Source organism: Pseudomonas sp. NPDC089530, from assembly GCF_050280705.1.
Lineage (GTDB): Bacteria > Pseudomonadota > Gammaproteobacteria > Pseudomonadales > Pseudomonadaceae > Aquipseudomonas.
Genome location: NZ_JBNNVU010000035.1, coordinates 1 through 20962, shown reverse-complemented (window position 1 = coordinate 20962; position 20962 = coordinate 1). Strand labels below are relative to the sequence as shown.

The 20962-nt window shown below is 64.2% G+C and carries 21 protein-coding genes and 4 pseudogenes; 14 read left to right on the top strand and 11 right to left on the bottom strand.

Annotated elements, in window-relative coordinates; all coding sequences use genetic code 11:
- Positions 1-287 precede the first annotated feature (287 nt).
- From ACQKQA_RS15295 to ACQKQA_RS15270, 6 genes are all read left to right on the top strand, one after another.
- Positions 288-575, top strand: coding sequence for a DUF3077 domain-containing protein (locus tag ACQKQA_RS15295; RefSeq protein WP_427558905.1), 288 nt, complete (start codon positions 288-290; stop codon positions 573-575).
- A 97-nt stretch (positions 576-672) separates the two neighbouring features.
- Positions 673-975, top strand: a complete 303-nt coding sequence (locus ACQKQA_RS15290) for a type II toxin-antitoxin system HigB family toxin (protein WP_427558902.1) — start codon at positions 673-675, stop codon at positions 973-975.
- Between the two features lie 5 nt (positions 976-980).
- Positions 981-1352 carry a helix-turn-helix domain-containing protein gene (locus tag ACQKQA_RS15285; protein ID WP_427558899.1) on the top strand — a complete coding sequence of 124 codons (372 nt, stop codon included), beginning with the start codon at positions 981-983 and terminating at the stop codon, positions 1350-1352.
- 243 nt (positions 1353-1595) lie between these two features.
- Positions 1596-2408 (top strand): MerR family transcriptional regulator, encoded by an 813-nt coding sequence (locus tag ACQKQA_RS15280; RefSeq protein ID WP_427558896.1) that lies wholly within the window; start codon positions 1596-1598, stop codon positions 2406-2408.
- A 107-nt stretch (positions 2409-2515) separates the two neighbouring features.
- Positions 2516-3232: a polyphenol oxidase family protein gene (locus tag ACQKQA_RS15275; RefSeq protein WP_427558893.1), complete on the top strand. Its 717-nt coding sequence runs from the start codon at positions 2516-2518 to the stop codon at positions 3230-3232.
- A gap of 97 nt (positions 3233-3329) precedes the next feature.
- A complete protein-coding gene (locus tag ACQKQA_RS15270) occupies positions 3330-3905 on the top strand; it encodes a hypothetical protein (RefSeq protein WP_427558890.1) in 576 nt (191 codons plus the stop codon).
- 7 nt (positions 3906-3912) lie between these two features.
- Here ACQKQA_RS15270 and ACQKQA_RS15265 read toward each other — a convergent pair whose 3' ends face one another.
- Both ACQKQA_RS15265 and ddlA read right to left on the bottom strand, forming a co-directional pair.
- Positions 3913-4266: a gamma-glutamylcyclotransferase family protein gene (locus tag ACQKQA_RS15265; RefSeq protein WP_427558887.1), complete on the bottom strand. Its 354-nt coding sequence runs from the start codon at positions 4264-4266 to the stop codon at positions 3913-3915.
- A gap of 16 nt (positions 4267-4282) precedes the next feature.
- On the bottom strand, positions 4283-5377 hold the full coding sequence (gene ddlA / locus ACQKQA_RS15260; RefSeq protein ID WP_427558884.1) for a D-alanine--D-alanine ligase: 1095 nt from the start codon (positions 5375-5377) through the stop codon (positions 4283-4285).
- Between the two features lie 238 nt (positions 5378-5615).
- Between ddlA and ACQKQA_RS15255 the strand changes: the two genes are divergently transcribed.
- The 3 genes from ACQKQA_RS15255 to ACQKQA_RS15245 all read left to right on the top strand — a co-directional run bounded on the left by ACQKQA_RS15255 (position 5616) and on the right by ACQKQA_RS15245 (position 7313).
- Positions 5616-5957: a DUF190 domain-containing protein gene (locus tag ACQKQA_RS15255; RefSeq protein WP_427558882.1), complete on the top strand. Its 342-nt coding sequence runs from the start codon at positions 5616-5618 to the stop codon at positions 5955-5957.
- 68 nt (positions 5958-6025) lie between these two features.
- Positions 6026-6835 carry an AraC family transcriptional regulator gene (locus ACQKQA_RS15250; RefSeq protein WP_427558879.1) on the top strand — a complete coding sequence of 270 codons (810 nt, stop codon included), beginning with the start codon at positions 6026-6028 and terminating at the stop codon, positions 6833-6835.
- 88 nt (positions 6836-6923) lie between these two features.
- Positions 6924-7313: a cupin domain-containing protein gene (locus ACQKQA_RS15245; RefSeq protein WP_427558876.1), complete on the top strand. Its 390-nt coding sequence runs from the start codon at positions 6924-6926 to the stop codon at positions 7311-7313.
- 177 nt (positions 7314-7490) lie between these two features.
- Here ACQKQA_RS15245 and ACQKQA_RS15240 read toward each other — a convergent pair whose 3' ends face one another.
- Positions 7491-8894, bottom strand: a complete 1404-nt coding sequence (locus tag ACQKQA_RS15240; RefSeq protein ID WP_427558873.1) for an MFS transporter — start codon at positions 8892-8894, stop codon at positions 7491-7493.
- Between the two features lie 106 nt (positions 8895-9000).
- On the opposite strand from ACQKQA_RS15240, the gene ACQKQA_RS15235 reads away from it, so the two are divergent.
- Entirely contained in the window at positions 9001-9885 is an 885-nt protein-coding gene (locus tag ACQKQA_RS15235; RefSeq protein WP_427558870.1) for a LysR family transcriptional regulator, read from the top strand.
- A 66-nt stretch (positions 9886-9951) separates the two neighbouring features.
- Here ACQKQA_RS15235 and ACQKQA_RS15230 read toward each other — a convergent pair whose 3' ends face one another.
- The gene (locus tag ACQKQA_RS15230; RefSeq protein ID WP_427558867.1) at positions 9952-10566 is read right to left on the bottom strand and encodes a flavin reductase family protein; all 615 of its coding nucleotides are present in this window, start codon (positions 10564-10566) and stop codon (positions 9952-9954) included.
- 183 nt (positions 10567-10749) lie between these two features.
- Here ACQKQA_RS15230 and ACQKQA_RS15225 point away from each other — a divergent pair, with 183 nt between their 5' ends.
- Positions 10750-11523, top strand: a complete 774-nt coding sequence (locus ACQKQA_RS15225; RefSeq protein ID WP_427559004.1) for an SDR family oxidoreductase — start codon at positions 10750-10752, stop codon at positions 11521-11523.
- A gap of 213 nt (positions 11524-11736) precedes the next feature.
- On the top strand, positions 11737-12654 hold the full coding sequence (locus ACQKQA_RS15220) for a LysR family transcriptional regulator (RefSeq protein WP_427558864.1): 918 nt from the start codon (positions 11737-11739) through the stop codon (positions 12652-12654).
- Between the two features lie 10 nt (positions 12655-12664).
- On the opposite strand, the pseudogene ACQKQA_RS15215 reads toward ACQKQA_RS15220, so the two are convergent.
- From ACQKQA_RS15215 to ACQKQA_RS15185, 7 genes and pseudogenes are all read right to left on the bottom strand, one after another.
- A pseudogene (locus tag ACQKQA_RS15215) lies at positions 12665-13102 on the bottom strand (methyl-accepting chemotaxis protein); the annotation flags it as partial.
- A 105-nt stretch (positions 13103-13207) separates the two neighbouring features.
- Positions 13208-13981 (bottom strand): annotated as a pseudogene (locus ACQKQA_RS15210) (PAS domain-containing protein); the annotation flags it as partial.
- Between the two features lie 206 nt (positions 13982-14187).
- Positions 14188-14619: pseudogene (locus ACQKQA_RS15205) on the bottom strand (methyl-accepting chemotaxis protein); the annotation flags it as partial.
- 111 nt (positions 14620-14730) lie between these two features.
- Positions 14731-15414 (bottom strand): annotated as a pseudogene (locus tag ACQKQA_RS15200) (PAS domain-containing protein); the annotation flags it as partial.
- A 313-nt stretch (positions 15415-15727) separates the two neighbouring features.
- Positions 15728-17050 carry an OprO/OprP family phosphate-selective porin gene (locus ACQKQA_RS15195; RefSeq protein ID WP_427558862.1) on the bottom strand — a complete coding sequence of 441 codons (1323 nt, stop codon included), beginning with the start codon at positions 17048-17050 and terminating at the stop codon, positions 15728-15730.
- A 319-nt stretch (positions 17051-17369) separates the two neighbouring features.
- Positions 17370-18308: a LysR family transcriptional regulator gene (locus tag ACQKQA_RS15190; RefSeq protein WP_427558859.1), complete on the bottom strand. Its 939-nt coding sequence runs from the start codon at positions 18306-18308 to the stop codon at positions 17370-17372.
- An 11-nt stretch (positions 18309-18319) separates the two neighbouring features.
- On the bottom strand, positions 18320-18652 hold the full coding sequence (locus ACQKQA_RS15185) for a DUF2790 domain-containing protein (RefSeq protein WP_427558856.1): 333 nt from the start codon (positions 18650-18652) through the stop codon (positions 18320-18322).
- A 333-nt stretch (positions 18653-18985) separates the two neighbouring features.
- Between ACQKQA_RS15185 and ACQKQA_RS15180 the strand changes: the two genes are divergently transcribed.
- Positions 18986-20314, top strand: a complete 1329-nt coding sequence (locus tag ACQKQA_RS15180) for an OprD family porin (RefSeq protein WP_427558853.1) — start codon at positions 18986-18988, stop codon at positions 20312-20314.
- Positions 20315-20492: 178 nt separating this feature from the next.
- Positions 20493-20684 carry a hypothetical protein gene (locus ACQKQA_RS15175; RefSeq protein WP_427558850.1) on the top strand — a complete coding sequence of 64 codons (192 nt, stop codon included), beginning with the start codon at positions 20493-20495 and terminating at the stop codon, positions 20682-20684.
- The last annotated feature ends 278 nt before the right edge of the window (positions 20685-20962 follow it).

The window sequence follows — 20962 nt, the reverse complement described above, 5'->3', positions numbered from 1 at the left end:
AATGTCGCAGCAGTACTGTTGCGATACTCCTTTCACCCCTCTATGGTTCGACCGTCGCTGCAAAATCAGCGACCAGGCTTGGCGGCCTGATAGAATCGAGGCGCAAAGCGCCCCCACCAAAATTGCAGGCGCTTTTTTTGCGCCCGCATACCCGCGTTATGACGGGTTGCGTGGGAGAACCTTTGGGTTCGCCGGTTGCCTTGATTCCCGGTCCGCCAATCCTGCGTAACCCGTCACCCTGTTTGGCGGCAGACGGTGATGGTTCCTCGAATCAAGGAGGTTCCACCATGAAACGCACTTGCAATCCGTCCCCCTCATCCCTGCACACCCTCGGCGAAATAACCTTTGCCAATTGTGGCGAAGGCAAACGCCCGCTGCTGCGGGTCAACGCCGACGTGCCCCTGGCCGACGCCCTGGAACACGCCTCGCTGCTGCTACATCTGGCAAAACAGTTGACCCTGGATGCGGCCATGGAGCCGCAAGCGGACCGCTATGCTTGGGCGGCACATTACCTGGGCGAGATGGGTAAAGCGGTGATGGATGACGTGCACACCGCGATGACAGCAGGCGCTTAGCGATAGCGCCACGACGGGCAGCCAGGAGCGCTGCCCGTCCATCGTCTTGCTCTCTCGCTCTCTTGTTTAAGTCCCACTGCGGGACTAGGATCGGGACATGAGGATTATCGCCGTCAGCCATTTGAAGACGTTCTGGGAGCAGCACCCGGATGCCGAGCAACCGCTTCTGGCCTGGCTCGATGAAGCGCGCAATGCCAGCTGGTCCACCCCGGTGCAGATCAAGGAGCAGTTTCGCAGCGCCAGCATTCTCAAGAGCCGCCGCGTAGTGTTCAACATCAAAGGCAATGACTACCGGCTGGTAGTGGCCGTGGCTTACCGCTTTGGCGCCCTCTACATCAAGTTCGTTGGCACTCACCCGCAATACGATGCCATCGACGCCGACAGCGTTGAAATGGAGTAACGACCATGCAGATTCGTCCCATTCACACCGATCAGGATTACCGCGCGGCACTCAAGCAGGTGTCTGTGCTGTTCGACAACGAGCCGGAACCCGGCACCCCGGAAGGCGATTACTTCGACGTGATGGTCACCCTGATCGAAGCCTATGAGGCCAAGCAGTTCCCGATCGACCTGCCTAACCCGATCGAAGCCATCAAGTTCCGCATGGAGCAGTCCGGCCTCTCGGCCGCCGACCTGGCCCCGGCCATCGGCCGCACCAACCGGGTCTACGAAGTGCTCAACGGCAAACGCGCCCTGACCCTGCCGATGATCTGGAAACTGCACCAACTGTTCGGCATTCCCGCCGAGAGCCTGATCAAGCCGCTCAAGTCGAGCTGAGCCGTTCTTGCGCTGCACACTTCCACAAGCACCGATCATTCCGACAGCCTCCTATGCCCTCGTCGCCGGCGAGGGCGTTCTCCTTATCCCCCATGAGCGCCATCTCGCAGTGAGTGCTGTGTCCACGAGAGTCCCCACCTCGACAACAGGTGATAACCGGAAAAATGTGGAACGCACTTGAACTTGCCCTTAGGTAAACCCCTAAAGTGCCGCCCGACCTTCACTACAAAAAAGGATGTTTGCATGCTCACCATCGGACAAATGGCCCGCTGCCATGGCCTCACCACCAAGACCTTGCGCCACTACGACAGCATCGGCCTGTTCGTTCCGGCGCTGACCGGGCGCGATAACGGGTATCGCTATTACACGCCGGAGCAGATCGGCATCCTGGGGCGCATTGTCTGGTTGCGGCAGCTGGGCATGGGCCTGGAGGAAATTCGCGGGCTGGCGGACAGCGGCGCGCTGCACAATGTGTTGAACCTGCGCCAGGCGTTGCAGGCGCAGGCCGATGAGCTGCAAACGCAGATCGCCCGCGGCCAGAACCTACTCGGCCAGTTGCAGCGTTATCTGGCGCAACCCGAGCGCAGCCTGCCGGCGCCGCAAACGCCGGTGCGGGTGACGCTGGCGGCGCAGCGCATCATCGGCATGGCCTGGCAGCAGGATGACCAGGGGACGATCGCCGAGCTGTGGCAGCGCTTCGAGCCACGGGAGCAGGAGATCCAGCGCCTGGCCGAGCCGGTGGGTACCTACGGCATCTGCCAGCCCTTGGGCGACGGCCAGTGGCGTTATGTCGCCGGGCTGCCGGTCAGCGCCGAGGCCCCGCTGGTGGACGGCATGGTGGAACTGGAGATCCCCGCCCGTCACTACGCCCGGGTCGAGCATCGCGGCACGGTGCAGACCCTGCCGGAAACCTTCCGTGCGGCCTACAGCGAATGGCTGCCGGCCGCCGGGATGCAGGCGGACGAAGGGGTGGAATTCGAGTACACCGGCGAGCGCTTTTTCGGGCCGATGCACCCGGACAGTGTGGTCGAACTCTATATCCCGCTGAAAAACTGAGGGTGCCCCTCGGCGGACCGGTGATCGGCTGACAGGCCGCTGTCAGCAAAAGGACGCACGATGTCGCTATGCTCTGGGCTAATCCACGGCAACAGAGTGAAGGATCGATGAGTTTCCAGGCGCCAGTGTTGAAGCAGATACCGGGCATCCGTCATGAGTTTTCGCGGATTGGCGCACCACCGCCCGCCAACCTGTTCTTCTGCTCCCAGGCCCATACCGGCGAGGTGGTCGAAGCCAGCACCACCCTGCCGAGTGGCATCATCCGTGGCGATGCGGTGTTCACCCGTACTGGCCGCCCCATCGCGGTGATCACCGCCGATTGCCTGCCGCTGCTGATCAGCAGCGAAGACGCGTCCTGGATCGCCGCGGTGCACGGCGGCTGGAAAGGCCTGCACAGCGGCATCATCGCCAATGTGCTGCACCGCTTCGCCGCCAAGGGCATCGCCGCCCATCAGCTGCGTGTGGCATTCGGCCCGTCGATCAAGCCTTGCTGCTATGAGGTCGGCCCGGATCTCGTCGACACCCTGTCGGCCACCCAGGGCCATCTGTGGCCAGAGGGGCAGACGCCCTGGAGCCAGGAACGCCCCACGCCGCGGCTGCCGCCGGAGATTGCCCCGCCGATCCCGACCCGGGATGACTCGCTGTGGTTCGACCTGGGCCGCTACGCCCGGCACCTGCTACACGCGGCGGGCATCGCCGACGAGCAGATCGAACACTGCGAGCACTGCACCTACTGTTCGAGCCCGACCCTGGCCAGCTATCGTCGGCGCGGCCACCGCGGCGAAGAAAAGTCCTTTCAGTATTCCTGGATAGGGCGCGCCTGAGCCGGCCTCGGTGGCGCCCCGGGATCTGACACCCAGTTTCAAACAGTGCGCGGGGTTAACCTTGCGCTCCCCAGCAGGACCAACAGAGGGAACGATCGTGTCTGACAACCTGTATGCCCCACCCCAAGCGGAGCTGGCCACGGCCAGTGACCTGCAACAGCCCTTTTATGTGGTGTCCAAAACCAAGTTCCTGACCCTGTTCCTGCTGACCTTCGGCGTCTACCAACTGTACTGGGCCTACAAGAACTGGCAGCAGTTCAAACAGGCCAGCGGCCGGGAAATGTGGCCCATCGCCCGGGCCCTGTTCGCGATTTTCTTCACCCATGCGCTGTACCGCGAGGCCGACGCGAAGATCAAGGCCAGCGGCCGCACCGTCGACTGGCGCCCGGGCGAGCTGGCAACCCTGTTCGTGATCATCGTGATTGTCAGCAACGTGCTCGACGCTCTGGTCAGGAAGAATATCGGCTACCCGGTGGTCGATCTGCTCAGCCTGGCGCTGCTGCCGGTGCATGCCTGGATCACCTTCCTGGGCCAGCGCGGCCTCAATGCCGCCGCCGGCGATCCGCTGGGGGAGAGCAACGCCCGCTTCACCCCGGTCAACTATGTATTCATCGTGCTCGGGGGCCTGGTCTGGGCCCTGGCGCTGTTCGGCCTGACCCTGCCACCGGAATGACCGGGCCTCAGACGCTCACGTACACCCATGCCTCGATCCCGGACTGCAGCACCACGCTCACGCGTTTGTAGTCCGCCACTTCGTAGCTGTCCGCCGCGGCCAGTTCCGCGGCGGTGATACGAAACACCGTCCCCGGGATCGGCACGCTGGTCGCGCTGCCCCGGCGCAGGATCGGGTGATGGGTCTTGCCGCTGGTGGCCAGTACCTCGGGGTCGGTGATTTCCACCCAGGCCTGCTCGTAGCCCGGCAGCGCGTCGGCGCTGCCACTGAGCTCACGGCCAAAATTGGCCAGTTGCACGGCCTTGTCCTGCAAGGTGCCGTAGGAAAACAGGTACTCCGACGCTTCAACGGCAACGCTCATGGTTCGCTCCTTCGCTTCAACGGTTGATGTTCAAGGCCTGGCGCGCCGCATGCCGCTCCAGCGCCAGATCGATCAGGCGGCTGACCAGTTCGCTGTAGGTCATGCCCGCGGCCTGCCACAGCTTGGGGTACATACTGATGCGGGTGAAACCGGGCAGCGAATTGATCTCGTTGATCAGCACTTCGCCGCCCTGGGTCAGGAACACATCGACCCGCGCCAGCCCCGAACAGCCCAGCACCTGGAACGCCTCGACGGCCAGGGCGCGAATGCGCTCGCTGACTTCTTCGCTGAGGTCCGCCGGCACCACCACCTGGGCCGCCTGGTCGTCGATGTATTTGCTGTCGTAGGAATAGAAACCGCTGCCGACCACGATTTCCCCGCAACCGCTGGCGATCGGCTGGTCGTTGCCCAGTACCGCGCATTCGATCTCGCGGCCGCTGACCGCCGACTCCACCAGGACCTTTTCGTCGAAGCCCAGTGCCAACTCGATGGCCGCGCGATACTCCGCCTCGCTGGTGACCTTGCTCACGCCCACGGACGAGCCCTGGTTCGCCGGTTTGACGAACAGCGGCAGGCCCAGCTTGCCTTGCGCCTGGGCAAAGTCGGTACGCGCCGCGGTTGCCCGGTTCAGGGTGATGAAGGGCGTCACCGCCAGGCCGGCATCGCGCAGCAGGCGCTTGCTGATGTCCTTGTCCATGCACACCGCCGAGCCCAGCACATCGGAGCCCACGAACGGTAGGTCGGCCATGCGCAGCAGGCCTTGCAGGCAGCCGTCCTCGCCGAGGGTGCCGTGGACGATGGGGAAAATCACATCGACATGGCCCAGCAGTTCCTGACTGGAGGTTTCCACCAGCTGCTGGCTGGCCTTGCCCGGCACCACCGCCAGTTCGCGATTGGAGCGGTTGAGGGCGATCAGCGCCGGGTCTTCCTGGTTGATCAGGAAGTTCGAAGTGTCGTTGAGGTGCCAGTGGCCGTGCTTGTCGATGCCGATCAGCACCGGTTCGAAGCGCTCGCGATCCAGGGCGTCGACGATATTGCGCGCCGACTGCAACGACACTTCGTGTTCGGCCGAACGGCCGCCAAAAATAATCCCGACCCGCAGTTTGCTCATGGTTCATTCCCGAAAAAAAGTGGTTCGCCGCTGGTATCGGACCGCTCAAGCCGGCTGCGGATACGGCAGCAGGCCCGCCACGTTGGCATTGAAGCCGGACCACGTCAAAGGCAAAGCCCGCCCACTACGACCGTATAGCCGCCTGCGGCATCGAGGCGACACAAGGCCGCCCCGAACCCTCAGGACGCCAGGCCGCACAACTATGCTGAAAGTAACGCCGGCCATTGGAGGAACCCTCATGAACGGCTTCCTGGTGATTTTTTTCACCCAGCAAAATCGCCGCTACCACGGCAAGATGCTCGGTGACTGGGTCGTCGACCTGGCCAGCGAGCTGGGCCTGCGCGGTGCGACCTTGAGCAGCGCCATCGAGGGCTTCGGCCACACGGGCCGCCTGCACTCCGCGCATTTTTTCGAACTCGCCGACCAGCCCATCGAGGTCCGCCTGGCGCTGACCCCAGAGGAATGCACCAAGCTGTTCGAGCGCCTGGATGCCGAGAACATCGAGCTGTTCTACACCAAGGCGCCCATCGAATTCGGCCTGCTCGGCAAAAAGAGCCGGGACCCCATCACAAGCGGATAACCCGCTGAAGACAGCCGTGCGTCCTTGGGTTACCGTGCTGGCCTGGCGTTGTTGCCGAGGACAGTTGCATGGGCAAACCGGCCCCCCGTACCGACTGGGTCCACCGCGCGCCTCCCGCCCGGGGGTTGGAGCGTATCGAGGCGTTTTTCGCCGGGCATGGCTACGACCTGCATCGCCACGATACCTACGCCATCGGCCGCACCCTGTCCGGCGTGCAGAGCTTCCAGTACCGCGGCGGCTGGCGCCACAGCCTGCCGGGCGGGACCATGGTGTTGCATCCAGATGAAGTCCACGACGGCGAAGCCGGCACCCAGGCCGGCTTCCATTACCGCATGCTCTACGTCGAACCGGCGCTGATCCAGCAGATCCTCGGCGGCCAGCCGCTGCCCTTCATCCAGACCGGGCTGTCCACCGATCCGCGGCTGTTCGCCGCCACCGACACCTTGCTGCGCAGCCTGGAAGGCCCGCTGGCCCCATTGGAGCAGGAAGACGCACTGTTCGACCTGGCCCATGCCCTGAATGCCGTGTCGGGGGTTGCCCGGCCGGCGCAGCGCTTCGACTATCGGGCCGCGGAGCGGGCGCGGGAATATATGCACAGCGCCCTGGACCGGAACATCACCCTCGACGAACTGGCCGAGCACAGCGGGCGCGACCGCTGGAGCCTGTCGCGGGACTTTCGCCTGTTGTTCGGCACCAGCCCCTATCGCTACCTGACCATGCGTCGCCTGGACCTGGTCCGGGCCCTGTTGCTGCAAGGTCAGTCGCTGGTCAGTGCGGCCCTGCTGGCCGGCTTCACCGACCAGAGCCACATGACCCGCCAATTCGGCAAGACCTACGGCCTGCCGCCGGCCCGCTGGCTGAAAATGCACGGCCGCTGAGCACCACCCGGCACGCACAATCGTACAAGAACCGCCATGCCGCGCCGCTTACCGTAGAGGCCCGATCCCTTCTCTACGGAGCTGTTCCATGAGCCATCCCATGAACCCGCCACGTCCCTACCAGAGCCTGAACTTCGCCGACAAACTCGGGCTGTTCAGCGACCACTGGCAAGCCCGGGTCATCGCCGAAATGAACGACTACCAGTTCAAGCTGGTGAAGCTGCAAGGGGATTTCATCTGGCACGACCATCAGGACACCGACGAGACCTTTATCGTCCTCGAAGGCCGGCTGCGCATCGACTTTGCCGACGGCCAGGTGACGATCAACCAGGGCGAGATGTTTGTCGTGCCCAAGGGGGTGAAGCACAAGCCGTATGCCGAACAGGAGGTCAAGCTGCTGTTGATAGAACCCAAGGGCGTACGCAACACCGGCGCCGAAGGCGGTGAACGCACGGCCGCCAACGACATCTGGATCTGACCTTGCCGACTGCCTCCGACCCTGTGTAGCCGCTGTCGAGCGCAGCGAGGCTGCGTACGGGGACCTAGTCCCCGCCAAACCTGCCCATGGGGTCTACCTGGAGGAATCCATTGCCCGCCTCTACGACCGCTGCGGTGCTGCTCGCAGCGGCTACAGGTTCATGCAGCGGCCTGCGCATTACTCGGCGCTGGCCGCCAGGCTTGGGGAGCCTTGCGCCGACACCCGCAAGCGCAAGGCCAGCAGGGCCCCCAGCAGGGCGAGCCAGGCACTGGCGCCGATCGCCTGTTCGATGCCGGCGGCCTGCGAGCCACCCAGCCCGGCGTTGGCCAGGGACACCAGCAGCGCCAGCCCCAGCGCCCCGCCGATCTGCTGGCTGGTGGAGGCAATGCCAGCCGCCACGCCCTGCTCGCCCGGGGCGATGCCCTGCCCGGCCGAGACCCACATGGCGGTCCAGGTCATGCCCTGGCCGATGCTCAGCACCACGATGCCCGGCAGCAGCGGCCAGAACCCCGCCCCGTCGGGTAGCGCCACATACACCCCGGCGATGCCCAGCGCTCCCAGCAACAAGCCGCTGACCAGGGTCGCCCGCAGCCCGAAACGCAGCAACGAACGTTCGGCCAGCCAGATGCCCAGGGTGCATAGCAGCGTGGCCGGCAAAAACGCCACGCCGCTTTGCAGCACGCTGTAGCCATAGACCTGCTGGAAGTACAAGGCCAGGAAGTAGTACTGCACGCCGAAGCTGCTCATGAACAAGGCGGTGAGGAACATCGCCAGGCGCAGCTCGCGATGAGCCAGCAGGCGCAGCGGCATCAACGGGTCGCGACCGCGCTGTTCGATCCGGGCGAACAGCCCGAGCAGGAGCAGCGCCAGCCCCCCACAGCCCAGGGTTGCCGGGGCGCCCCAGCCCCATTCCGGGCCCTGGACGATGGCGAACACCAGCAGCGTGCCGCCCAGGGTCACGGTCAGGGCGCCGCTGAGGTCGAAACGCCGGCCGCGCTCGCGCTCGCCGTCGGCCGGTATCCAGCGCCGAGCCAGCACGGCGCAGGCGCCGGCCAGGGGCACGTTGACCAGGAACACCGCCTCCCAGCCCCACCACTGGGTCAGCACGCCACCGAGCAACGCCCCCAGCGCCAGGCCCGCCGCCGACGCCGCGCTCCACACCGCGAACGCCCGGTTGCGCGCCGGCCCTTGGGCGTAATGGCTGTTGATCAGGGCCAGGGTCGCCGGGAACAACATGGCTCCGCCGACACCCTGCACCGCCCGCGCCAGCACCAGCAGCAAGGCGCTGCCGCCCAGGCCGCCGGCCAGCGAAGCCAGGGCGTACAGGCTCTGCCCGACGATGTAGAAACGGCGCTTGCCCAGCAGGTCGGCCGCCCGACCACCGAGCAGCAGAAAGCCGCCGAAGGCCACACTGTAGGCACTGACCACCCACTGCAGCTGTTGCGCGGAAAAGCCCAGGTGGCTGCCGATTTCCGGCAGTGCGACAAACACGATGGTCGCATCCAGGGCGATGATCAGTTGCGCGCAGGCCAGCAGGAGCAGCATCCAGCCTGACGGCCTGGCTGAAGAGGTAGCGGGCATCGTCGAGTCCTTGTGCAAGAGGGGGGGTGGAAACCAGGTCCTCAGTTTCTTTGATGCCGATTAGATGATAAATACCGTCATCGCTCTTTCAGTGATGACTTTAATCATGGATCTGAACGCCGTTCGTTTGCTGGTCCGGGTCGCCGAAACCCGCAGTTTCACCCGTGCCGCCGGCGATCTGCGGCTGACCCAGTCCGGCCTGTCCCGGGCCATTTCGCGCCTGGAGCAACAACTGGGCGTGCGCCTGCTGCAACGCAACACCCGCAGCGTCAGCCTGACCCCGGACGGCAAGCTGCTGGTGGATCGCGCCGCGCCGCTGTTGGCCGAACTGGCGCAAACCGAAAGCCTGCTGCTGGACCGCCGCGATTCGCCCACCGGGCTGCTGAAGATCAGCACGCCGTCGCTGTTCGGGCGCAAGGTGGTGATGCCGCTGATCGGCCGCCTGACCGAGCAGTATCCGGACCTGAGCATCGAAGCGGTGATGACCGATCGCCTGGTGGACATCGTCGACGAAGGCTTCGACGCCATCCTGCGCACCGGCGAGATCCAGGATCAGCGCCTGATCGCCCGGCCGCTGGCGCCGCTGCGCTGGGTCACCGTGGCATCGCCGGCCTACCTGGCCCGCCATGGCACACCGCACACCGTGGACGAGCTGCAACGGCACAACTGCCTGACCGTGCGCAACCTGCGCAGCGGGCGCCTGGTGGACTGGCAGTTCATGCTCGAGGGCAAGGTGCGCGATGTCAGCGTGCCCAGCCGGCTGATCTTCGATATCGGCGACGCCCTGGTGGATGGTGTGCTGGGGGGCTTCGGCATCGCCCAGTTGATGAACTTCGCCGTCGAGGACGCCCTCGCCGACGGCCGCCTGGTGCCGATCCTGCAGGCCTTCTCCGGCCGCAGCCGGGCGCTGTCGCTGGTCTACCCACCCTCGCGCCAGCACTCGCCCAAACTCAAGGTCTTCGCCGACGCCCTGAACAGCGTCAGCTGGTAGCCCCGTAACCTGTAGCCCTGTAGCCGCTGTCGAGCAACGCGAGGCTGCGGCTACAGGATCGTGGGGTTACGAGATTCCTTGGGGGAACGGCAGGGTCTTGCCGTCCACGGCGTCGCCAATGGTCAGGAAGTGCCCGCCCGCCACATGGTGCAGGGTGCGCAGGGCATCGTGGCCGGTGAAGTGCCAGCGACCTTCGCTGAACACCCGGTCATCGGCCTGGGCCGCGATGACCTCGCCGAGGAACAGGTCATAGCGCTCATGGTTGTCCGGCTCCGGCAGCAGGCGGCACTCCAGCCAGGCCACGCAGCCATCGAGCAGCGGCGCGTCGATCAACTCGCCAACAAAGGTCGGCAGGCCATACAGTTCGAACTTGTCGCGGCCCTGGTCGCGGGTCAGTTCCAGGCCGGAGGTGGAGCCCACGGTCTGCACGATATCGGCCTGGGCGGCGCAGGGCACGTTGAGCACAAAGGTGCCGGAGGCTTCCAGCAACTGGCGGGTCCAGGTGGACTTGTCGAGCACCACCGCAACTTTCGGCGGCTCGAAATCCAGGGGCATGGCCCAGGCCGCGGCCATGATGTTGCGCTGGCCGCCATGGGCGGCGCTGACCAGCACGGTCGGCCCGTGATTGAGCAGACGGTAGGCCTTGGCCAGGGGAACCGGCCGACGATGGGATGCGCTCATGGAAAAGGCTCCAGGGGAAAAGCACCGATTGTAGCGAGATCCGTGCCTCGGGCAGCAGCCGGGATTGGATGGTTTTTTCTGGATAATCCATCCAGATTGACCGGGCTTTTCCACAAACCGAAGCTGCTTAGACTGGGCCCTCACCTCACAGGCTGAAGGAGCTTTTCCATGGCAGACCATTCCCTGAAAAACCATTCCTTGAAGAACAAGGTCGCGTTGATCGCCGGCGGCGCCAAGAACCTGGGCGGCCTGATCGCCCGGGACCTGGCCGCCCACGGCGCCCAGGCCATCGCCGTGCACTACAACAGCAACGCCAGCCAGGCCGATGCCGAGCACACCGTGGCGGCGCTCAAGAACCTGGGGGTCGATGCCCACGCCTGGCAGGCCGACCTGACCACCGCTGGCGCCGTGGAGCGACTCTTCAGCGAGGCCAAGGCCCGTTTCGGCAAGATCGACATCGCTATCAACACCGTGGGTAAAGTCCTGAAGAAACCCATAGTCGAGATCAGCGAAGCCGAGTACGACGACATGTTCGCGGTCAATTCCAAGAGCGCGTTCTTCTTTATCAAGGAAGCCGGAAAACACCTGGAAGACCACGGCAAGCTGGTGAGCCTGGTGACCTCGCTGCTCGGCGCCTACACGCCGTTCTATGCCGCCTACGGTGGCGCCAAGGCGCCGGTAGAACATTTCACCCGCGCCGCCTCCAAGGAGTTCGGCGCCCGGGGCATCTCGGTCACCGCCGTGGGCCCGGGGCCGATGGACACGCCGTTCTTCTACCCCGCCGAAGGGGCGGACGCGGTGGCCTACCACAAGACCGCCGCGGCCCTGTCCGGCGCCAGCAAGACCGGCCTGACCGACATCGAAGACGTGGTGCCCTTCATCCGACACCTGGTCACCGAGGGCTGGTGGATCACCGGCCAGACTCTGTTGATCAACGGCGGCTACACCACCAAGTGAGGGTCGCCTTCTGATCGACGGTTGCCATCGAAGCAGGTAATCCGCCGGGGCGCGAGGTAGATTGGCGCTAGGGAAAAAATCCCCCTCTAGCGCCACATGATCCTGTAGGAGCGAGGCTTGCCCGCGATAGCGGTGTGTCAGGCGAATCGCAATCGCGGGCAAGCCTCGCTCCTACACTCACGCGCACCGCCAGCTTCGGAACACGCCCCATCCATGGACAAGCTCGAGCAATACCGTGTGTTCATCCAGGTGGCTGAAATGGGTAGTTTCATCAAGGCCGCCCACCGCCTCGAACTGCCCAGGGCCACCGTGTCGGCAGCGGTCCAGCAGCTGGAAACCGCCCTCGCCACACGCCTGCTGCACCGCACCACGCGCCAGGTGCAACTGACCGCCGACGGTGCGGTGCTGCTGGAGCGCGCGCGGCTGTTGCTCAGCGATGCGGTGGAACTCGAGCAGCTGTTCCACACCCGTCAACAAGATGTCTGCGGCCGGCTCAACATTGACGTGCCCAGCCGGATCGCCCGGCGCCTGATCGCCCCCGCCCTGCCCCAGCTCCTCGCCCGTTACCCCGGCCTGAAACTGGCCCTGGGTTCCACCGACCGCTCCATCGATCTGGTGCAGGAAGGCGTCGACTGTGCGATCCGCGTCGGTGCCCTGCGCGACAGCAGCCTGATCGTCCGGCGCCTGGGCCACCTGGCCCTGATCAACTGCGCCAGCCCCGCCTACCTGGCCGAGCACGGCCTGCCACGAACCCCGGGCGACCTGACCGACGGGCACTGGATGGTCGGCTACGGTGCCCCCACCACCGGCCGCGAACAAGCCTGGGAATACCGGGCCGACGGCCGCGAGCTGGAGCTGAACCTGCCCAGCCGGGTGGTCGTCAACAACGCCGAAAACTACATCGCCTGCTGCCGCGCCGGGCTGGGCCTGATCCAGATCCCGCGCTTCGACGTGCAGTACCTGCTCGACAGTGGCGAACTGGTGGAAGTCCTGCCCGGTTTTCGCGCCGCGCCCATGACGATTTCCGCGCTCTACCCCAATCGCAACCACCGTTCGCGCCGGCTGAATGCCTTTATCGAATGGTTCGAGAGCCTGGTCGCGCCCCATCTCGAAGACGTGGGGCAAGACTGACGCCCGAACCTCAGCCGGACAACTGATGGGCGAACTGGCCCACGGCACTCACCACCTTCTGCGCGCCGTCCTGGATCTCGACAATCACCGTGCCGGCTTCGGCGGCCAGGGCCAGGCCCTGCTCGGCCTGGGTCTTGCCGTCGGCCATCAGCACCACCGCGGCGCGGGCCATGTCCTGGTTGCGCCGGACCACACCGACGATTTCGTCGGTGGCCTTGCTGGTGCGCGAGGCCAGTTGCCGGACCTCGTCGGCCACCACCGCGAAGCCACGTCCCTGGTCGCCCGCGCGGGCCGCTTCGATGGCCGCGTTGAGCGCCAGCAGGTTGGTCTGCTCGGCAATGTCGCTGATGGTCTTGACGATGCTGCCGATCACTCGCGACTGCTCGTTCAATGCCTCGATGCCGTCGCTGGCCTGCTGCATGTGGGTGGCCAGGTCACGCATCACCTCCACCGCTTCGGTCACCACCGAGGAGCCGCGCTGGGCGCTGCTGTCGGTCTGTTGCGAGATGCTGTAGGCGATGTCCGCCGCCTCGGCGACGGACTGTTCCTGCTTGACCTGCTCGGTGATCACCGTGGCGAACTTCACCACCTTGTAGAGCTTGCCGTTGGCGTCGACCACCGGGTTGTAGGAGGCATCGAGCCAGACCACCCGGCCGTGGCTGTCGATGCGCTTGAAGCGGTCGGCGACGTACTCGCCGGCATTCAGGCGCGCCCAGAACGTTTGATAGGCCGGGCTGTTGTACTCCTGCGGCTCGCAGAACAGGCTGTGGTTCTGCCCCAGGATCTGTTCGAGGCTGTAACCCATGCAGCCCAGGAACCGCTGGTTGGCGGTCAGTACCCGGCCCTTGAGGTCGAACTCGATCACCGCGGTCGAACGCAGCAGCGCGGCGATCAGGTTGTCGTGCTCGCAGGCGGTTTCCACGGTCTCGGTCAAATCGTTGCCGATCATGGAAAAAGACATGAGTTGCCGCTCGGTATTGAAGATCGGCTGCAGGACCACACTCAACCAGGCGTCACCACCGTCACCGCGACGCAGCCGCAGGGTCTCGGCGAAGGGCTCGCCCGCGCCGAGCGCGGTCATGAAACGGGTATGGGCCTCTTCCGGGCGGGCATCGTCCGGCAGCAGGTTGTCGATGGGCCTGCCCAGCAGCGCCTCGGGGGCATAGTGCAGGCACTGGGTGAAGTGACGGTTCACCGACAGGACCCGGCGCTGCGGGTCGAGCTCGATGCAGAGCAGGGTGCGCTCGAAACCTTCCTTGACCTGCTCAAGCGCGCGAAACGCCTCGCTCAAGGCGAGGAGCTTCTGGTTCAGACGTTTATTGAACATGGGGACACCGATAGCCTGTGATTGGAGACTGCAGCAGCCTCACCATCGGCGTTGGGCAAGCATTCTTGACGCGCTGAAGACGCTTTGGGATTTATCCCTGATAGAGATAGGAAAAGTCCTAACTCAAGGGCTAGCGGCAGGACGCCCCCATGGAGCCTGCGACTGGAAACCCGGTACCAACGTCTGGCACCGGGTCAGGGCGACACTCAGTTCGACAGCTGGCTGGCGAACTGGCCGACGGCATCCACCACCTTCTGCGCGCCGTCCTGGATCTCGACGATCACCGTGCCGGCTTCGGCGGCCAGGGCCAGGCCTTGCTCGGCCTGGGCCTTGCCATCGGTCATCAGCGCCACCGCTTCGCGCGCCATGTCCTGGTTCTGGCGCACCACGCCGACGATTTCGTCGGTGGCCTTGCTGGTGCGCGAAGCCAGTTGCCGGACCTCGTCGGCCACCACGGCGAAGCCACGCCCCTGCTCCCCGGCCCGCGCGGCCTCGATGGCCGCGTTGAGCGCCAGCAGGTTGGTCTGCTCGGCAATGCCGCTGATGGTCTTGACGATGGTGCCGATCACCAGCGACTGCTCGTTCAGCGCTTCGATCCCTTCGCCGGCCTGTTGCATGTGCTTGGCCAGGTCGCGCATCACATTCACCGCTTCGGTCACCACGGTGGTGCCGCGCTGGGCACTGTTGTCGGTTTGCAGCGAGGTGCTGTAGGCGATGTTCGCCGCCTCGGCGACTGCGTGTTCCTGGTTCACCTGATCGGTGATCACCGTGGCGAACTTCACCACCTTGTACAGCTGGTCGTTGGCGTCGACCACCGGGTTATAGGACGCCTCGAGCCAGACCACCCGGCCATGGCTGTCGATGCGCTTGAAGCGGCCGGCGACGAACTCACCAGCGTTCAGGCGCTTCCAGAACGCCTGGTACTCCGCGCTGTTGTACTCCTCGGGTTCGCAGAAGGTGCGGTGATGCTTGCCCTGGATCTGCGCCAGGCTATAGCCCATGCCGTGGAGGAAGCGCTCGTTGGCGGTCAGCACGTTGCCGTTGAGATCGAACTCGATCACCGCGGTGGAGCGAACCAGTGCGCCGATCAGGTTCTCGTGCTCGCGAGACGCCTCGATGGTGCGGGTCAGGTCGCTGGAGTAGATCGAGAAGTGCTTGATCCGGCCCAGGGAATCGCGGATCGGCTGGGAGATCGAGCGCAACCAGGCTTCCTGGCCGTTGCCGCGCAACAGGCGCACCGCCCCGGCAAAGTGCTCGCCACGGGTCAGGGTCGCCTTGAAACGGTGGTGGAATTCATCGGACTTGACGTGGGCCGGCACGATGTCCTCGATGTGGCGGCCAATCAGGTCGCTGCTCCGGTAGAGCATTTCCCGGTTGAAGTTGTCGTTGGACGACAGGATACGTCCATCGGGATCGAGGCTCAGCACCAGCATCTCGCTGTCGAGACTCTCTTTCACTTGCTGCAGGCTCGAGAGTTCTTCGCGTAGAGCCAACAGCTCTTGCTTCAGGCTTTTGTTGAACATGGGATGCACCGACGGGCAGGAATTGAGATGAATCTAGCCTCTCCATCGGCATTCGCGAATTTTTCTGGAGGCCCCGCCGACCGCCGTCCGGAAAATTTTTTACTCGGCGAATCGGCCTTGAAAGACAGGGGTTCGGGGGCCGATTCCGGCAGCCCCTGCGCAAGCGTTCCCGCACAGGAGCTGCCGTCCTCCAAAGGGCCCGGGCAAGGGTTCTAGAAAGGCTCTAGAACTGGTATTGCGCCCGCATGACCAGGCCGTTGCCGCTGTCGTCGCCCACGGCATTGCTGAGGTTGTCGGTGCGGGCCTTGACGTAGTTGGCGCTGAGCTTCAGCGCCTCGTTGGCGTACCAGTTGACCCCCAGGGTGTGGGTCTTGCCCTCGGTGTCGCCGACCTGGCGTGTGGCGCTGCTGACCAGCACATTGTCATCCTCGACCGTGATCGAGTCGTAGCGGTAGAACAGCTCCCAGGCCCCCCACTGCTTGTTCTGCGGCTTGATGGTGTCGAACCGGGCGCCGTCCAGTTTGTAGATACGCGGCTCGCCCGTCAGGGTATAGGCCAATTGCGCATAATAACCGGAAGCCTTCATGTCGCTCTGTGCGGCATCGGCCTTGAGGGTGCGGCGCAGGTACTCGCCCTGTACGGATAACGCATCCATGGCCCAGGCGCCTTCCAGGCCCCAGACCGAGTCGTCCGTCCACAAGCCCTGCTGCGCCGTACTGCCGCCAAACACCGCGCGATTGCCGTTGCTGCCGGCGCTGTTGCCGCCATTGGTCTCCACGCCGCGCATCCCCATGCGCGAACGGATACGGGTATCGACGGCCGCGTCCTGGAGGTCGCGGTAGGCGTACTGGGCACCGAAGTGCAGTACGTTGCCGGACTCATGCAGTGGGGCGAACACAGCCCGCAGGTTGTAGCGCTTGACGCTGTCGCCATCGGTGTCGTTGTTGTTTTCGCTGAACACACTGCCGGACAGATACGCCATGCCGCCCACCACGCCATTGGCCTGCACGCCCATGCCGCTGTTGTCGTTGATCCACTCCGCCAGGTCATAGGACAGGTTGCGCTCCAGGGCGGTGACCCACTTGGAGCTGGTGGCCTTTTCCAGGCCGAAGTCGGTGTAGAAGCGCCCCACTTTCAGGTTCAAAGGCTCGAAGCCGGTGTAGGTCAGGCTGCCCTCGTCGAAATAACCCGTGCTGTCATTCCCCACGTTACGGGAGAAGTCGTAGTTGATCTGGTACTTCCAGTCCCGGTAGAGCGTGCCCCCCAGCTCCAGATAGGCGCGGCGAAAGTAAGCCGCATCCGCGGAGTTGCCATTCTTGGTGTAGTAACCGTCGAAGGTGCCGTAGTCCGCCTGCACCCGACCGCCCAACTTGAAACTGAACGCTTTGTCGGTGGTGGCCAGTTCCAGGCCGCCCTTGGTCTTCAACACAATGTCGGCGCCATCGGTGGTCACCGTACCGGCCTGAGCCGTCGCCGACAGGGTCGCGCCGAGCACCCCCAGGGCAATAGCGCTTCCCCACCCTGCATAGCGTTTTTTAATAAACATCCGAGACTCCCCTTTGGTTTTTAGTGTGGCGGCCACCTGCAACCAGGAGATCCAATGACTGGATCAGGTTGACCGGGGGCTATCCTGGGAATCCGGCATGACACTTTTTGTTTATTGAAAAGATACTTTGATGACAACTCACTCCATGCAGACTTCGCTCTAGCCAGGCCTATTGAACCTACAGGCTTGCGAGAGATAACCCGCGTTCGCGCTCATCCGCCGCCGATATGTCAGAAACATTGCATTTATTAAACACCGTGGATAACCGCTGAAGTCGAGCGCTGGGCCGGGCGCCTGAAAACAAGCTTTGCCAGGCCAGTCAAAACCATTCCTGACGTTCTGCGAAAGCCTGGCGAATCAGCGCCACCAGGGTCTGCACCTCGGCCCGCTTGGCCGACTGCGCATGGGTGCTCAACCAGGCATTACGTTCCATCTTCTGCGGGAACAGGGCCGGCAGCGCCACCAGGTTGCTATCCAGGGAAGTGATGTAGGCCGGCAGGACGCCGATGCAGGCACCGCGCCGGATCAGTTCCAGCGCCAGCTCGTGGGTGTGCACCTGCGCCACGCCGGCCGGTCGCTGGCGGATCAGGCGGTTCCAGGGTTCGAGAGCCGCCACGCCGAGGTATTCACGCACCTGCACCAGCATGTAGTCATCCAGGTGTCTGGCCTGGTTGGGCAATGCCGCCGCTCGCGAATAACGCTTGGCGACGCAGGCCTGATAGCCGATGCGGGCCAGGGCGACGGGCGTGGTCGTGGCGAACCCGGGGTCGGGGCGCGGGCTTCCCGGCTCGGCGAGCCAGAGCATGATGTCCGCCGGACGTCCCGGGGCATGGGGGGTGGGACTGACTTCCAGGTCCAGGCGCACGGCCGCGTTGCGCCGCACAAAGGCCAGCAGGTCACGCAGGACAAGGTCGTGCAGCAGGGCGTCAGCCGCCATCAGGCGCACCACGGGCACCACTGTGCGGTCGGCTTTGGTGGGGAGGGGGGCTTCTGGTTGCGCCGACAACAGCGTCTGCAATCGCTGCCCCTTGAGGGTCAGGCGCAGAACGTTTTGCCGGTAGACGAACAGCGGACCACCGAGGCGTTCCTCCAATAGCCGCAACTGCTTGCGCAACACTGTCACTCGGGTATTCAGGCTGCGCGCGGCCTGTTTGAAGCATGCGCAGCGAGCACTGGTCAGAAAATACTCAGCTACATCTTGGTCAATCAGCCCAGGGGGCACCGATTCAGGGGCCAATGCTCGCGATTCTTCGCTCATGGGCAGCCCATTCAGCCGCCGTTGGTACGGCACACCCCCAGCACGCTGTATTCGATGGTGTTGAGCTTGCCCGCCGAGTCCTCATAGGTCATGCGCGAAGGCACGACGTCGCAAGACTTGATCGGCGGGGTGACGTTGACCACCTTCTTGATATCCAGCGGCATATCGTAGCTGTAGTTCTCGACGACTGGCGCCTCCTTGCCCTGCCGCGCCGCATAGGCCGCCATGGCCCGCTCGTTCTCCTGCATGGCACGGGCGAACGTGCGGTCGCCGCCGCCTTCGGCCATGGCCAGGGACGACACGGAAAGGACCAGGGCGGCAAGACTCAATTTAAACAGTTTCATGGTTGTTTCCTCGCTTGGGTTAGTTGCGACGAGGATAACCAGCCGACCCTGTCAGGAAGATCACGCCTGTATTACTTATATGTAATGTTTCTCAAGCCCTTGTTTGCCATCTGGAAAACTCCATATAAAACAACACCCACGGCTATTATCGAAAACAACTTTCGACTGCCAGCCTTGCGAAATTGTAATAACCGGGTCACCTCCGTGTTATCTGTTGTTTGCAACTATCGGCGCTGACTCCAACCGTTAACCAGACGGTTCGCGAGTACAACTAACAAGAACGCCCCAGGCGACATAACAGCTGATAGCTGCCCATATCCAGGAGCAAACAACATGCGTACTCAGACCCGCTTGTCCCTGTCCGTGTTTACCGCGGTACTGGGACTCGGCCCATTGGCCGCGAGCGCTGCGGAAGAGAAGCCCGAAGGTTTTATCGAAGGCAGCAGCCTCAACGTGCTGGCTCGCAACTACTACTTCAATCGCGACGATCGCAAGGGCCAGTCCAGCCCCACCGGCAACGGCTATTCCGAAGCCTGGGCCCAGGGGCTGATCGGCAAGTTCGAATCCGGCTTCACCCAGGGCACCGTCGGCTTCGGCCTCGATGCCTTCGCCATGTATGGTGTCAAGCTCGATTCCGGCGGCGGTCGCAGCGGCGGCAAGGGCTCGTTCGGCATGCTGCCGGTGGACAGCGACAACCACCCGGCCGACAACTACAGCAAGCTCGGCGGCGCGGCGAAAATGCGCCTGCTCGATACCGTGGTCAAGGTCGGTGACGTCTTCCCGAAAACCCCGGTGGTGCATTACGGCGACTCGCGCCTGCTGCCGGAGAGCTTTCGCGGGGCCACCTTCGAGAACACCAGCATCGACGGCCTGAGCCTGCAGGGCGGACGCCTGCACAGCATGAGCCAGCCCGACAGCAGCAGCCTGCGCGACGGCTTCGCCACCTTCTATGCCGGCAAGGTCGACTCGCCCTGGGTCGCCTATTTCGGTGGCGACTACAGCCTGAACAAGCACCTCAGTGTCAGCCTCTACAGCAGCCGCCTGAAGGACGCCTGGGACCAGTACTACTTCGGCACCGCGGCCACCTGGCCGGTCTCGGACGAGTTCTCGCTGTTCGCCGGGTTCAACTATTACAAGGCCGTGGACGAGGGCAAGAAGCTGCTCGGCGAGTTCGACAACAACATCTGGAGCGCCAAGGTCGGCGCCACCTACGGCGCCCATACTCTGTCGCTGTCGCACCAGCGCAACAACGGCAACGACGACTTCGACTACCTGCGCCAGTCGGACTCGATCTTCCTCGACAACTCGATCCAGTACAGCGACTTCAACTCGCCGAAGGAACGTTCGTGGATGGTCCGCTATGACCTCGACATGCAGCCTCTTGGCATCCCCGGCCTGTCCTTCATGACCCGCTACGGCAAGGGCAGCGACGCCGACTACAGCAACGCCAACGCGGTCTACATGCGCCGCGACGCGGACGGCAATCCATTGACCGACCAGCGCCGCTGGGAGCGGGACATCGAAGCCAAATACGTGGTGCAGGGTGGCACCCTCAAGGACCTGTCGCTGCGCCTGCGCCAGGCGACCGTGCGCTCCAGCAGCTTCGAGTCCGACCTGGAGGAATTCCGCCTGATCGTCGAGTACCCGCTGGCGATTCTCTGAGCCGACGCGCCGGGTGGGCAGGAGGGTCTGCCCGGCGTTAAAACTTCTTCACAGACCCCCGCCTTTCAGAACTGTAATATCACCCTCACCTTCCCGTCAGGTTGGCCTTCGTATACTGGGGCCCTGCCTGAGTCGGCCCTTCGCCGGCGCCGATCCACCACTTGCCGGGAGACCCTGCGTGAAGCCGTCCCCTCCGTTTTCGCCCGTCCCGTCCAGCGTGATCAAGGCCGATAGCGAACGTTTCAGGCATGCACTGCAACAGTTCTGGCTCAGCCAGCCCTGCGCTGCGGATGCCGGGCAACGCAACACCCCGGCCACCGCCGACCAGCCCGACACCCACCGGCCGCGAGCGTCCACCCAAGCCCTGTGACGCCGGCCCCGAGCACATTCATCTCTTGAAGCGTTTTTTGAATGCTCCTTTGGAAAAGAGATGAATTTTTAGCGCCCCATCCGGGGCGCTTTTTTTTGCCTGCCCCCTTCCCAAACCCTGGCGCCCGCTGCGCGGTCGATCGCAGCCTCGCGCTGCTCGGCAGCGGCTACAGGGATATCCGCAGGCAGGGACAACGCGGACGATGTAGCCGCTGTCGAGCGCTAGCGAGGCTGCGATAGGTCCGCAGGACCTCTGGCTCCCTCAAGAACGGCGCCCGC